The organism is Vibrio sp. SCSIO 43132 (genome assembly GCF_019904195.1).
Classification (GTDB): domain Bacteria; phylum Pseudomonadota; class Gammaproteobacteria; order Enterobacterales; family Vibrionaceae; genus Vibrio; species Vibrio nigripulchritudo.
Map to the genome: position 1 here is coordinate 970,273 of NZ_CP063199.1, position 14,395 is coordinate 984,667.

Below are 14,395 nucleotides of genomic sequence, written 5' to 3' on the forward strand. Positions count from 1 at the left end.
AATCTCTATTTTTAGAGGAGGTTAATAGATTTACTCAAAATGATGTTCTTAAAGACAACCAGAAACCCAATGGGGAGTAACACCGTTTTTAAGATAAATAGGGCGATGAGTTCCATCAGACTGATGATGGAGTCTTCTACACTGTTCTGGATAATGTCTAACCTTTGTGTGTGTGATCTCAGCTTTCCTGTCAGGCTATCCCAGCTATCTCGAATGGAACCCATAAAACCGGATTCTTCCGTTTCTTGCTCAATGGAAGACGGATCGGAGGCTTGCTGAACCAGCATGGTCACTTCTTCAATGTAATTTGCGCGTGATTCAATCTGCTTATCCAGAAACAGGGTATCGATAGCAATATTCAAACCCAAAGAAATCACCACCGCAAAGCGAATAAGGACCATAAATTTAAACGCGCTAAACCAGTGTTTCCGATAGCTTTGCATGACAGGTGACCACATGGCTAACAGCAAACCCAGTGCACAAAATGCCAGTAACGCATTAGCTAAATGGGACGACATCATCAATAGCAGTACCTTTTGCAATGCCAGCGAGCCCACGGAAAGTGTCATAACCCAAGCAAACTTATCTATTAAATCGCTCACTGGGTTTAATACCTGCCCCAACGTTACAGACGCGACACCAACCGATACTTCTGCACTTTTTACCAGCGAAATTGCCGCATCTAACGTTCTCGCCGTAGCAAAACTGGCACCCGCAACCAACATGCTTTCATTGACCATTTCATGGGCTTTCTCATCGGTGACTCGCACAAAACCTAAAGCGGTAATGGCGATGATCAACAACGTCATCCAAAACTTTTTGGTATCGGATAACCCTGTTCCTGACGAGGAAGGTGCAGGTTGAGAGGGCAGTTGGTCAGAATGGTCCATAAAAACAAGTCCATGAAAAAGAGGTAGGTGCATTATAGCTTTAGCGTGATAATTTCCTATGACGACACTGTGAATAACAAGTCATTTTGTGGCTTAAGCGTGGTTCAAGAACGCTTCCGTAAGAAGTTGGAATAGGGTATCTGTGTTGGGTTTACTTTCTAAATGTTCAAGCAATGACGTATGAACCCCTGCTTCTATTTTGTCACTATGACCGCATAGCTGGTTGCATAGGTTTACGGGCTGAACGATTTCATCCATCATGGCATCTATCAAAATACAGGCTTGTGAAAGTACGACTCTTCCTTCGTCTTTTTTCAGCAGTACCCTTTGAGCGGTTCCTACGATCTTTCTTCCATTTATGTTCAGGTTGTAATCGCCATCGCAATAAGAACTTGGTGTGGCATGGATTTCCGTTTTCACCCCTAACGATTCAAAGAACTTGGTGAGTACTAAACACAATTTCTGATAAGAGATTTGAATGTCATAGGGGGAATCTTCATTCCAATGGTAGATATGGGATAGGTTTATAATGCCAGGAATTTGTGGGACAGGGGCACCACCTGTTTTCCGAGATATCAGTCGCCACCCGAGATCACCTAGCCCGTTTTCCAGTTCCGCCGATGTCTTCCACTTTTTACCCGAAGGCAAAACCAGTGTCGCACTCTTGGATTGCCATAACATTAGTACTTGCGAAAGCACACCCGATTGAACCTGCTTGAGCAGCTCGCTTTCTTTTTCAAATACATCTTCTACTTCAATATTTTTAAAACGAACGAGCTTATTTTTTGATGCCATAAAATTACTTTACCTCAGGCTTGAGCAAGAAAGCGCTGAATATGCACTTAAGTTATTAATAACGGATAACATTCAATGCCACTGATACACGGTTTGCACACATATTGACTCCGCTGCCTGCATGCCTTGTCAATTCATTGATTTAATTAGTAATTCAAATCTTCCTGATTGTTTTCGCTTATGATGTGTGTTTTACGCTTCAAATCTTGCTGGTCTAGCTTTGTAACTTATTGTTTTGTTTAAATGATAGCAGGAAAGTTGGTTGGGTACAGTAGGCTGATTCATGATGTTGTTAGTTTGACATGCCTCAATAATAGTTTTCAGGAATGTAGTAAGTTTGACTTGGAAAGTTAAGTTTGAAGAAATTAGTTGAAGGGTTATAGAGGGCTATGTCGTACTTTCATGTCAACTAAGGACAAGCAAATGTGTTGCAAGTGAAATCTTGTTGTTTTGATGTAGGTTATTGAAGTATAAGAAATAATGAGTCATGCTGTATATCGGCTAAGTAAGGATAACTAGGAATTATGGATAACTTGTTTTCAGTTTTAGAGCATGACTCTTTGGCTAATGATATTTTAGAATCAATAACTGAAAAACCGGGTAGTGTTATCCACATATCAGGCCCGACAGGATCCGGCAAGACAAATCTAGCATTTGCAATGTTAGAAGAATGGAAAAAACTAGGAGGAGAGGTCTTAGTAACGAGGTGCGATAAAAATCATAAAGGTTCTTCTTTAAAAGCAATGACGCAGTTGACGTCATACAAGGGGGTATCACATCACCTGGAGTTTGGCGTCAAAGAAGGGATAAAGCTAGCTGAAAAACTCGCTGGATCGTATGGTGTAGTAGGAAAAGTCTATGATCAATATGCGAAAGAGACCCTTGACCAATACGTAGCACACTCTAATTTTCAGATAACAGATATAGAAGCCTCTGTTATACACAACATTAGCAAAACATCTAGAAATAAACCATTCATTATTCTCTTTGATGATGCACATTCTATTGATGAACAATCGTTCCAACTTATTAAAAAGATAAGGAGAAATTATTCTTCGTATAAAGGGCTGGAATTTTTTCGAAATGCTCGTTATATATTTGTAACAACGACGAAAAAACACGATCAAAATCCTGTCATAGATGCTATTAATGTAGAGGCAGATAAATCACGGAGCGTGAACTACTTTCCTGAAGCTCGGATGGAGGGAGTTTTGAGAGAGTTAGGATTTAAAGAAAGCCTGACTGAAAAGAATTACCAGAAACTATATTCCCTGACTTCTGGGCATTTAAGGCTATTAAAAGAAGTTGTTACCTACCTTAATGATCTAAATGGTGATGTAGAAAGAGTTGTTTCATCAGAAAGCAACAAAGAGTTGGCTAAAGTTGTGATTAGGAGCCAGTTATTTGATGAAGACCCAAGCTCGGAACAAGAAATAGCTATTACTCTAAATTGTGCAGCTACTATTGGTAAATCGATGTCACGTAGTGAGTTAATCTGTCTTACAGATTCGGTAGTTAAAGATGTACGAACTAGCATTAAAAAGGCTCAGAGTAAGTTATTTCTAAACAAAATTAACAATAAATTAGAATTTTCACATAGTTGTATTCATAGCTATTTTCGAGATGTGAGTTTATTAGACAAAAATAAACTTCACTCAAAGTTCGCGAAATGTATACGACTTATAAATCCTGGAGATTATGGCGCAAGAGCCATACACCTGGAGCTAGCAGGTTGCACGAATGAAGCCGATGATATGTGGATCCTCGAATGGCTACAAGAGCTTAGGAGGGATTCATCCTTAAGTATTGATATCTTCCCCTACAATAAGCTTCCACCGGAAAAGAAAGCTCAATTTCAGTTTCTTGCTAACTCGATACGTGCCTATCATGAGGGGGACTTTCCTAAAATGCGAGGATTATTAGAAGATGTAGATATCAATGACTCTTCTATTGTTAACAAAGAAAGGCAATACCTCTTGGCCTTATCCTTAGCACTGTTAAAATTATCTTATACACGGACTAAGTCTTATGACATTGTTAAATCTATATCTCTTAGTCTTGCAGAAGAGTTTGAATTGGCAGCAAGACTTAAATTGTTGGAAATATACTTATTAAGCCATCAAGGAAAAAAAACAGAGGCCCTTGAGAAGGAAGAGGACATTGTTAATTTTATAGATTCTAACTATTCAAATCACCCAATAGGGCAGTACTTTAGGCACGTGATTTTTCGTCGATGCGAGCAACTATATCCGGAAGAGGTAGCAATAGTTAAGTTAAAGGAAGCTCGCAGATACTGGCAAGGCGCTTCAGCAAGCTTACTTCCCAAATATCCTCAGGAATACTACCGAACCACAAGCAATTTAGTTGCATCTTTAACTTATACTGGTCGAAGTGAAGAGGCAGAAGAAATATCAAAAGAAGTAATCAATGCAGAATACTTTCATGAAGGATTAATTCAAAGGCCAGAGTATATCTGGAACAATTATGTATTAGCTTGTTTTGTTAATAAAACTATAAAACCCTCTGAATGCCTATCTAGGCAACAAGAAATTACCTCAACTAGTCGAGCGCAACACGATAACATTATATCGTTATCAAATATGGCTATTTATTCCGCATACAATCATGATTTTGTTTTTTCACATAGTACTCTCGTCGAATGTTGGAATAGAGTAAGTAGTATCCCAGGATACGAGATATTTTTCCGTTACCTTATTGGGACGAATCTTTTTGCAATATCTAAGCTATCAAATATAGAGTGTGGAATATCTGTCAGTCAGATCCAATCATTAACTAGTGAAATCGATCCTTCTGGGCAAGGGGTTGAGTCTTTCAGGTTACATCACTTGATCAACGATACAACGGATAGCCACGTGCACCAATCTATTGAAGAGTGGGATACAGAGCCTTCAAAATCCAATGATATCCTAGGCCCCGCTTGGACATTTTGGGGTCGAAGATTAATACTGTGCGGTATTCATTCTTGGGTTGACATATGACACTCAAAGCTAGAAAAAAGCATAATTTCTAGTAAGTTATGGAAACTAATTCCTGACCAAGAAGATGATACTTCAACAGAGCTTCCTTTGTACAAGACAGGAACAGCACCTACGTCAATAACGTAATAATTATCATTAGAATCGACCCTGTAGTCTATGCGACTGATACCACTGAATCCTAATGCTTTTGCAGCAGAAGCTGCAGAGTCTTTTAAGTCCTTTATCAAGCCAGGATTAGATGATGTGAACTTGATTTTTTTGACGTTTATTCCTTTAAATACGGCATCTTCTGTCAATAGAAGATCATCAGTATCCGGAGAGTCCAAATAATTCAGAACGGGGTCCAGGACTTGTATGGAATCTCCTATAATTACAGGTATAGAGAGTTCCTTCCCTGCGATGTATTCTTGTACAAACAGCGGTTGATTAACTTTATTAAATTGAGATTCCAATTTAGTACTATCGGCATCAAACTCAAATATTGAACTGCTATCTATGCCTATACTGCATGATTCATAAGTCGATTTTGCTATTACCTTTGTGCCTAACTGAGGTTTTTTGTTAGAACTCCATTTCCCATTCCCAATGTACCACCAGCTCTTTGGAAGCGATACACCAGCTTCTTTCAAAACACAATATGAGTGAAATTTATGGCGCCCCATCGTGCTTGCATGTGGATCTGAGTTACAGCAGATCAGCCCGTAGAATCTGCTCACAACAGAGATAAGAGATATCCCTCCTGCCCCAAAACCAGGTTCAGTTAGGTTATATACAAAATTCATCGTCCGCTTGTTATCTGGATATTTTTGAGTGGCGAGGGACTGAAGATACTTTGCCTCATTCTCAAAAACTTCGGTGTACACCCCTAAGTCTCTAAAACCTTGTATAAATTGGGATATGATTTTATGAGAAAAATATCGCTCTTTTAATCGAAGTGCGCTGTTTTTATGAACTTCTTGGGGACTCGGTTCAAGGTTTGTCACTAGTGCTACATTAATGTTGCTCTTGTTTTTTACAAACCATTCATTCGCTAGCTCAGAAATGATGTGCATCCATAATTCCTAGTTATCCTTACTTAAGGAATCATAATTCGCCTCCTAACTTTTGCGTCCTGAAGTTTTTTCTGTAGAGTTGTATCAGCAACATGAGTATAGATCTCAGTAGTTGAAATACTGCTGTGACCCAATAAGCGCTGCACAAAACGAATATCCAATCCCGAATCCAATAGTTCACAAGCCGCACTATGCCTGAGCATATGTGGAGTCGCAGAGCTTACTTTAGCTGAATGTGAAAGCTGTCTAATGAGTTTGCGTATGAATTGGGTGGATGCTGGATACCCTCGACTATTTACAAGTAGCGATGTGTCTTTTGGCTCGACAATAGGACGTACTTCTAAGTAAGAGCTGAGTAGTTTGCATATCTCGTCGTCAGGTAGATACACATACCTTTCCCTTGCGCCTTTTCCGAAAATTTTAATCTTTTTTTCTTTCAAGAACACATCTTCTAGTCTTATGCTCACCAGTTCGCCAACTCGTATCCCTGTCGAAATGAGAATTTCTAATGACAATAACTTAGTAACTTCGTTGAGTTCTCTCTTTCGATTGATATTTCTGAGGTTTTTTTTATTATTGCCCTTATCATGTAAAGCACTTTTTTGAGCATGATTTAAGAGCAAGTGGAGCTCAGACCTAGGGACGTTCCTTGGGAGTTTTTTGGTTGTTTTGAGTTCCAGCCTGAATTTATTAAAAGGGTTCGCTTCAATAACATCTTCTGTATCAAACCATTTGAACATTGCTTTCAAGCAAGCAAGCTTTCTTTTAATACTAGAGGAACTTAGCTCACTTTCAGTTAGATGGCGATGAAATGCGGCAATTTCTATCTTAGTTATGTGGTTGAGTTTAACGGGTTTATTGATGAAGGAAGTAAACTGTTTTAAGTCAATGTTGTACGCTTTTATTGTGTGATCAGACAGCCCACGTTGTTTCTCACAAATAATTAGATACTCTAAAACAGCATCTTTAAGAGTTTGCACTGCTTATCTCCGTCTTTAAAAATTGTCCTAACGGTAATTATAATTAAATAACTTGCATGTCAATAAGGTGGTGACGGTATGTTAAGGGTTGAGATATTGGCGGTAAAAAGCGTATTGTAGAGGGTCAGCAACTTTCGTTTTGTATGGTAACCAGTCCAAAGGAGGTAATATGAGGCTCGATACAAAAAGCCCGCTAACTCTATGAGCTAGCGGGCTTTCCAAACGTTTGGTGGAGCTGGCGGGAGTTGAACCCGCGTCCGAAAATCATTCATCATTGGTACTACATGCTTAGTCGATCTTTAATTTCGCCACCCACCTGCGAACCGACACGCTAATGAATGACTAGCCTGAATTAGAATTCGTCGTTCATCTCTCAGGCGGGAGAATCCGGACTAGCGCGTTTGGGTTTGATCTCTCGTTGGTCCCCGTCTTACGTGCGGAAGCTAGGGCGAGAGAGCTCTGAGCAGGTTATTAAGCTGCTAGTGCGTAGTTTTCGTCGTTTGCGACTATTTTTTTGCGGCTTTTTTACGAGGCCTACCGCACCTCGGCATGCACCTCAGACTGCAGTATTCCCGTCGAATCCTAAATCAGCCCCAAAGTGTAGGTTGCATAGTACCAGAAAAGCTTAACGTGTCTAGCACTGTGCAACTCAAGTGGTCAAGATTAGCGCAGATTGCTCTTCATAACCCGAGCTTTATCGCGAGCCCAGTCTTTTTCTTTCATATCAGTACGTTTGTCGTGCAGTTTTTTACCTTTGGCTACACCTACTTTGATTTTTACCCAAGATCGGGACCAATACATAGTGGTTGCAACCAGAGTCATGCCTTCACGGTTTACTCTGCCAAAGAGATTGTCGATTTCACGACGAGACATCAGCAGTTTGCGCACACGTGTTGGGTTAGCAACGATGTGGGTACTTGCTTGTTGTAGTGGAATGATGCTCATCCCACTAATGAATGCTTCACCATCGCGGATATATACATAGCTTTCGGCGATGTTGGCTTTACCTTGGCGCAGGGATTTCACTTCCCAACCCTGAAGTTCAAGACCAGCTTCGATTTCGTCGTCAATGAAATATTCGTGGCGAGCTCGTTTGTTTTGCGCGATGGTATTGCTACCCGCTTTTGATTTTGAGTTTTTCTTTGCCATAACAGGCGCATTATATGCCTAGTCTCCCATTAGGGAAAGACTATTCTCGTGGGGTTGGTGTAAGCTTTGCTGATTTTTGGAACTCTGTAAGTGCTTGATGCTGGTATGAATAAGGGACCGTGACAGCAGGCTGTTTTCTTTGGCGGCTAAACCCATAGCATTTTGTAGCATCTGCTGTGTGAATTCATCCATCTCTAGTCGTCTGCCTGCGTCTAACAACAGCAATGCTCTAGGTAAGCTAAACGCTTGACCTGCCATCCTTTCAACTCGGTTTTGTATATCAAGAATTTCATCCATCAACTTATTTTCTGATTGATTTGCCTGATTCCAAAGTGCAAGTAGATCGAATATGGACTTTTCTAACTCTAATCGTTTGGTTTTAGTCGGGAATTTTGCCCATTGTTCTTTTATTGTGTTTATACCGTCTTGGTTTGATTTTTCTAGTGCCCATAAGATAAGCATCTTGATATCGCTATCGAGTGCGATGGAGGTGGGGGCGATCTTTTCAAATGACTGAACAATTTTAGCCTGTCTTTGCGAACAGTCAGGAGTAACTAGGTGGAGCCACACGTTTTGCATAAGTCGAGTCAAAGACGTTGGGTATTTATCAAGGTTTTGCTGCAACGATTTGCTAAGAGGCTGAATGTGTTTTTTTTGGAGCAACATTTTGCTGTATACGTCCGCAACTTCTTGCGGCAACTCAATTCGCTCTGCTTCTTGCGATACCAACTCAAAACTCTCTTGCGGAGAGATATGTTCGAAGTTGAGGTCGTGGATTGTGGCACTCAATTCAGGATTCTTGAGCTGCATATTCACTTTTTGGCACAAATTGGAAGCGAGCTTAAAAAGCCCTCGTTCTTTCAGCTTGTTTGCCAGGATAAGGGTAATACGCAGGATGTGTGTGCGTGTTTTGGCGAGCTTCAAGCCTGATGCAGCGACTTTTATACCACTCTGTTTATAAGAGGTAAGTACGGTGTTTAACGCTTTTTTGAACTGATAGTGCTCGCTTACGATCCGATCCAGCCTGTCTATCAGAATCGGTTTACGTTCGATTTGGTGTACACCCAAATCGAGAAAACTTTCTTTAACATAACGAGTTGAATCTGAAGAAAGTGCGATAAGTGTGGTGGTGTCGGGAAGCAAATTTTGTATACGCACGGCTTCTAGCAAGTCCAGACCAGTACTTCCTTGCCCCAGATTTTGGTCGATGAAGATAAGGTCGAATTCACGTTGGCTGATAAGCCAGATACCTTTTTCAGCGTTTGAGCTGAAAGTGATATTGTTTTCTTTCAAACCAATCTTTACCAACATTCGCGTCATAGCCAGTTGCGTGGTCGGGCAGTCTTCAATAATCAAAACTTTCATAGGGAGGTTGCGTGAAGTACCATAAGGTGAGGTTGAAAGAGCTGGTGTTGGTAACATAGCCAGAGTCAGCTCGATATTATAGGACGATTGAATCAGTCACGATATTGTCATATAACTGAAAAACCTAAGTTATTTTGTACAACCCCAATGTTTTGTTTAAGTGGGAAAATATGCCGCAAGTGACCCGCAGCGCGTTAGTGCCGTTTAGCGCTGAACAGATGTTTAACCTAGTGAATGATGTTGCCAGCTACCCCAATTTCCTTCCTGGCTGTTCTGGCTCAAGAATTATAGAAAACTCGGAAACCGCTATGGTGGCATCGGTTGATGTGTCTAAAGCTGGGATTAGCAAGACATTTACAACGTCTAATCAACTGGAAACGGGGCGAAAGATCTTGATGCAACTGGTGGATGGTCCTTTTAAGCATCTCCACGGCGGTTGGGAATTTACGCCGTTGGATGAGACGGCATGTAAGGTCGAACTGAAACTCGAGTTTGAGTTCACCAGTAAGCTCGTTGAGATGGCGTTTGGCAAAGTGTTTAACGAGCTGACCAATAATATGGTGAATGCCTTTACCCAGCGTGCGAAACAGGTGTACGTGTAATGAGTAGTGAACCGAACATGATCCACGTAGAAGTGGTGTACGCATTACCGTTAGAACAGCGGGTGATCACCCTAGCGGTGGAAGCGGAAATGACGGTGAAAGAAATCATCGAGCAATCTGGAGTGATGGATATCTACCCCGAGATTGATTTGGCTAAGAACAAAGTCGGTGTGTTCAGCCGCAACGTGAAGCTGGATTCTACGGTGACGGACAAAGACAGAATTGAAATTTATCGCCCACTTTTGGCTGATCCGAAAGAAATTCGTAGAAAACGCGCTGAGCAAGCCAAGCTAGAAGCCGAACAGGCAAAGGAAAAATCGTAGATTTGGCGTTACCAAGCGATTTAGTTAATAGCTCAATGAATACAAAGTAAAAAGGCTCGTCATATGACGAGCCTTTTTTGATCTGGTGTGGCGATTGGATTAGTAAACGCCTTCGAAGAAATTAGCACCGGTTGGGAAGTCGCCTTCAACTTTAACCAGCCTTTCATTGTTGTCGAAACGAACGAAGAGGTTTTTCTGAATCGAGTCATCATGCCCTTTGGTGTGATGATAGATGTAGTACCACGTATTTGGGTATCCGTTTTCTACCAGCATTGGAGAACCCAACACGAAGCGAACCTGTTCTTTAGACATGCCGAACTTAAGCTGATCCACAGCGTTTTGTTCAATGTAATTCCCTTGGTTGATATCGATTCGGTAAACCAGTTTTTCTGCAACCGAGCAACCCGTTAACATGGTAAGCGCTAATGGTACGGCAATGATCCACTTCTTAAATTGCATAGTTATTGTGTTCTTTATTACTTAGTTTAAGTTCTCGGGCAAAATGATAATCACCTTTGCCCAAGAAGTAAAAATTATCTTGCCATCCTTTGGCAAACTCAACGTCGAGGGAATCGAAATGCCCATAACGAGTGTATGACCATAGTTATAGCGATAAGTTGCATCGTAAAAAAGACAATTAGCGCAGTGGTTAACTGCGCTGTGATTTGATTAACATTGTGGCGGTATTAATGATGATGTTCTTGCTCGGTTGTTCCTACCCAAGTAATTAGGTGAGGAATGAAGCTTAATTCGTGCGTTTTGACAGTTGGCTGCTGACCAAGCTCTACTTCAAACACCTTTTTGTTCTTTGGATCAGTAACAAATACATGATTGTTTCGTTTGTCATAGACAATGCTGAATTTCTGATTTTTAGGATCATCCAAAACCGGAACTGTATCCCAGATTTTGACACTTGCTACTTGAGCAAAATTAGTGGCTGGGTCAAAGACGTTGAGCTTACCAGTAGAAGAAAGAACTAAGAATGCAGAGTCGATACCAATATAGGCAAGGTATCGTTCAGTGTCGGCTTCCTTCCACTGTACTTCTTCTAATATTCCTTGTTTGAGCTGAAATGCTTGCTGGTTCTTTGCGATAAACAGCAGTTTATCAGATGCTTTGAACCCCATTACTTTTCCTAATCTATTTGCTACCGGATCTTCGCCTGGAACAGGGATGGTTGGTGCCAATGAGCCTGGGTTAGCAATTTTTGTGTATTCAGGGGCTGTGCTGGGTTTGTCGATAATAATAACACCGTCATTACATGCAAACGCTACCTGAGTTTTAGATTGTGCACTGCCGTGTAAAGAAGGGCATGTGACATTAGCAACAGTGGGCGCGTGGAAATGATCGCCATGCAGCTCCAGTACGGCAACTTTATCAGGTAAACCTTCCGCTGCAGGGTTTTCTTTAATACCTGTGAACACATGCTCACCAAAAATTTGCGCAGCGCTGTGCATCGCGTAAGTGAATGAGTAGCTCGCAACTTGACCCATCGTCGCTATAGAGGCGTCATCCAGAATTTTTAACTCTGCATTGACCCCTGCCTCTGAATTACCATCAAAGAATAGAGCTGCCTGGCTACCTGCAAGATCATAATGGGTTGGTGCTGCGCTTTCATACTTTCCGTTTAGTAGGGAAGGCTTCTCTGAATGTAAATGGAAATGGTCACCGTGTGCTTCGGCAGAAATGCCACTGTCTATCACTTCTACTATGTTTTGGCTGCGCTGAAAGGCTAAGGCGTATCGACCGTCAGGGCTGGTTTTTAATGCCGACGGTGAGTGGGTCATCGCGAACTGGTCGACGACCCCAAAATTGTTCGCATTTAATACATAAACGCTATTGCTATTGAATTCACTCACCGCAACTCGGCTAAAGCTCTCAGAGCTCTGGTGATTATCTTGCTTATTGTCTTGTGCCGCCGTATCGGTTTTGTTTTCACCGTCTGAACAGCCGCTGGCAAAAGCGGCAACAGATAAGGCGAGAAGTGTTTTTTTTCCAAATAGATTAGAAGCAAAGTGCATGTGACTTCCTTTTCGAATGTTCATGAATATGTTGAATGAGAATTATTCAATGTCTGATTGACTTTGCGGGATGTTATAACATAGCATTTGCGATATTCAACTAATTTCGTAATTAATAATTATTTACATTTCAGAGGTATAGGTGAAAAAGTTCTCTTTAAATGCGTTTTGTACGGCTTCATTTCTTGGCTTGATTTCTCCATTTGCAATCAGTGCACCTGATGTTGATCTTGGTGTCGTTTTGGATGGGGCATATCAAAGTGAAGCTCGCCAATGGGGAATGCGAGACAAAGGCTTTGGTCTTGGGCATTCCGAAATCTTACTCAGCAGCAATATAGACCAGAACTTTCGCGGTCAGTTGATTGCTGTGGTGGCATCTCACGGCGGAAAAACTGAATTTGAAGTAGAAGAGGCCTTTGTTGAAACCCTAAGCCTTCCAGCAGGTATAAAGGTTAAAGCCGGCAGAATGCTGTCAAATGTGGGTTATTTAAACAGCAAGCATTTACACGAAGATGCCTTTAGTGACAGACCCGCCGTCTGTCGCGCAGTATTCGGCAGTCACTACTTTGATGATGGCATTCAGCTATCATGGTTAGCACCAACAGAAACGTTTGTTGCGGCAAGTTTTGAAGTGTTCGGAGGGAAAGAGTGGGATGTAGGGTACACCGATCCCGCGACAGTCGGAGTTTACACCGCAAACCTTCAAATTGGTGACGACGTGAATGACTCGAACAGTTGGCGAGTCGGTCTGAGCACCCTATACAATGCAAACGGTCTCGGATTCGCGGCTGAGGAAACCTCTGGTTCTTCACATCATCATTCTTCTCATGATCATTCCTCTCACAGCCATGGTGACCACGGTCATTCACACGGTCCAACCGTCACAGGAAAATGGTTACACGGTATTGATATGACCTGGAAGTGGGCGCCGAATGGTAACTACAAGCAGGAAAACCTCCGAGTGACGGCTGAAGCCTGGTTTATTAACGACCGATACGATGAACGAATGGAATCTATTCCAAATGCAAATGATCAGGCACACGGGTGGTATGCGGAGCTGGCTTATCAGTTTTCGCCAGACTGGACTATCAGTGGACGTTATGGGGAGGTGGATGCAGTAACGGGGCAAGTGCACTGGCACGTGGATCATCACCATGGAGAATTAACGAAATCTGATATTCAGGAAACGGATATAGCGTTGGACTGGCATGGTTCTCACTTCGGGCGAGTGCGCGCTCAGGTAACCCGTGAGCAACTCACAAGTAAATCTCAGAACATCTTCACCATTCAATACATTATGTCTTTCGGAGCGCACCCTGCTCATGCTTTCTAAATTTTTTCTGACAAGTGGTTTGCTGGTTACCTCTCTTTCTGTAAACGCAAGCCTGAACGTGTTTACCTGCCAACCTGATTGGGCATCCTTGGTCAAACAACACGCGCCAAATGCAGAAGTCTTCTCGGCGACCACTGCAATGCAGGACCCGCACTACATTCAGGCAAGACCATCACTGATTTCTAAAATGCGTAAAGCGGATTTAGTGGTGTGTTCAGGAGCTGAATTAGAAATCGGTTGGCTGCCAGAATTGCAACGTCAGAGTCGAAACAGAAATGTACAGAATGGTAAAGACGGGCTGTTCTGGGTAACCGACTACGTAAAAATGTTGGACACTCACGACCACGTCGATCGTTCAATGGGGGATGTACACAGCCACGGCAACCCTCACGTTCAGTTCGCGGTAGCGGATATCCCCAATGTATCCAAAGCCTTAGTAGAAAGGCTTGCGAAAATCGATCCTGAAAACCGAGCGTTGTACAAAGGGGAAGGAGTAAAGTTTCGTGCAAACTGGCGTAAGCACATGTCACGATGGCAGGAGCAGGGCGAAGCATTAAAGGGCATGCAGCTAGTAGGTTACCACGAAACCCATCGCTATCTATTTGCATGGCTTGGTATTAAGCAAATCGCAGATTTAGAGCCAAAACCGGGGCTGCCACCGACAGTCGCACATTTGAATTCCCTCAGCTCAATCAGTTCAGATGACGCCGCGGGCATTGTATATTCCAGTCACCAACCTACCGATGCCTCAGACTGGCTGTCTCAGCGTACTGGTCTGCCAGTGGCAGAACTGGCACAGAGTGTAGGCGGGCGTGCCAATACGGATACGTTAGCCACACTTGTTGATGACAGCATTGTTCAACTACTCAGTTTGCAAAGGCAGTAG

Annotated in this window: 13 protein-coding genes and 1 other RNA gene; 5 read left to right on the forward strand and 9 right to left on the reverse strand. The window is 42.2% G+C overall.

Annotated features, from left to right (window positions below; all coding sequences use genetic code 11):
* Window positions 1–11: 11 nt before the first annotated feature.
* On the reverse strand, window positions 12–890 hold the full coding sequence (locus tag INR79_RS04380; RefSeq protein ID WP_223096156.1) for a hypothetical protein: 879 nt from the start codon (window positions 888–890) through the stop codon (window positions 12–14).
* A gap of 93 nt (window positions 891–983) precedes the next feature.
* Complete coding sequence (locus tag INR79_RS04385) at window positions 984–1,685, reverse strand: biotin/lipoate A/B protein ligase family protein (protein ID WP_223096157.1); 702 nt, start codon at window positions 1,683–1,685, stop codon at window positions 984–986.
* A 524-nt stretch (window positions 1,686–2,209) separates the two neighbouring features.
* On the opposite strand from INR79_RS04385, the gene INR79_RS04390 reads away from it, so the two are divergent.
* Window positions 2,210–4,684 (forward strand): AAA family ATPase, encoded by a 2,475-nt coding sequence (locus INR79_RS04390; protein ID WP_223096158.1) that lies wholly within the window; start codon window positions 2,210–2,212, stop codon window positions 4,682–4,684.
* Here the strand turns inward: INR79_RS04390 and INR79_RS04395 are convergent.
* From INR79_RS04395 to INR79_RS04415, 5 genes are all read right to left on the reverse strand, one after another.
* On the reverse strand, window positions 4,663–5,736 hold the full coding sequence (locus INR79_RS04395; protein WP_223096159.1) for an ATP-grasp domain-containing protein: 1,074 nt from the start codon (window positions 5,734–5,736) through the stop codon (window positions 4,663–4,665). The two genes, INR79_RS04390 and INR79_RS04395, sit on opposite strands and share 22 nt — an antisense overlap.
* 23 nt (window positions 5,737–5,759) lie before the next feature.
* A complete protein-coding gene (locus tag INR79_RS04400) occupies window positions 5,760–6,716 on the reverse strand; it encodes a tyrosine-type recombinase/integrase (protein WP_223096160.1) in 957 nt (318 codons plus the stop codon).
* A gap of 227 nt (window positions 6,717–6,943) precedes the next feature.
* Window positions 6,944–7,311, reverse strand: a transfer-messenger RNA (tmRNA) gene (ssrA, locus tag INR79_RS04405).
* 68 nt (window positions 7,312–7,379) lie between these two features.
* Window positions 7,380–7,865, reverse strand: coding sequence for an SsrA-binding protein SmpB (gene smpB / locus INR79_RS04410; protein WP_004408524.1), 486 nt, complete (start codon window positions 7,863–7,865; stop codon window positions 7,380–7,382).
* A gap of 18 nt (window positions 7,866–7,883) precedes the next feature.
* On the reverse strand, window positions 7,884–9,230 hold the full coding sequence (locus INR79_RS04415; protein WP_223096161.1) for a response regulator: 1,347 nt from the start codon (window positions 9,228–9,230) through the stop codon (window positions 7,884–7,886).
* A gap of 170 nt (window positions 9,231–9,400) precedes the next feature.
* On the opposite strand from INR79_RS04415, the gene INR79_RS04420 reads away from it, so the two are divergent.
* Entirely contained in the window at window positions 9,401–9,832 is a 432-nt protein-coding gene (locus INR79_RS04420; protein ID WP_004408522.1) for an SRPBCC family protein, read from the forward strand.
* Window positions 9,832–10,155, forward strand: coding sequence for an RnfH family protein (locus INR79_RS04425; protein ID WP_223096163.1), 324 nt, complete (start codon window positions 9,832–9,834; stop codon window positions 10,153–10,155). Before INR79_RS04420 ends, INR79_RS04425 begins: the two co-directional genes overlap by 1 nt.
* A 99-nt stretch (window positions 10,156–10,254) precedes the next feature.
* On the opposite strand, the gene bamE is transcribed toward INR79_RS04425, so the two are convergent.
* Both bamE and INR79_RS04435 read right to left on the reverse strand, forming a co-directional pair.
* On the reverse strand, window positions 10,255–10,614 hold the full coding sequence (gene bamE / locus INR79_RS04430; RefSeq protein ID WP_004408518.1) for an outer membrane protein assembly factor BamE: 360 nt from the start codon (window positions 10,612–10,614) through the stop codon (window positions 10,255–10,257).
* 227 nt (window positions 10,615–10,841) lie between these two features.
* On the reverse strand, window positions 10,842–12,176 hold the full coding sequence (locus INR79_RS04435) for a YncE family protein (RefSeq protein WP_223096165.1): 1,335 nt from the start codon (window positions 12,174–12,176) through the stop codon (window positions 10,842–10,844).
* 142 nt (window positions 12,177–12,318) lie between these two features.
* Between INR79_RS04435 and INR79_RS04440 the strand changes: the two genes are divergently transcribed.
* Window positions 12,319–13,509: a TonB-dependent receptor gene (locus INR79_RS04440; RefSeq protein WP_223096167.1), complete on the forward strand. Its 1,191-nt coding sequence runs from the start codon at window positions 12,319–12,321 to the stop codon at window positions 13,507–13,509.
* Window positions 13,499–14,395, forward strand: coding sequence for a metal ABC transporter solute-binding protein, Zn/Mn family (locus tag INR79_RS04445; RefSeq protein ID WP_022594631.1), 897 nt, complete (start codon window positions 13,499–13,501; stop codon window positions 14,393–14,395). Before INR79_RS04440 ends, INR79_RS04445 begins: the two co-directional genes overlap by 11 nt.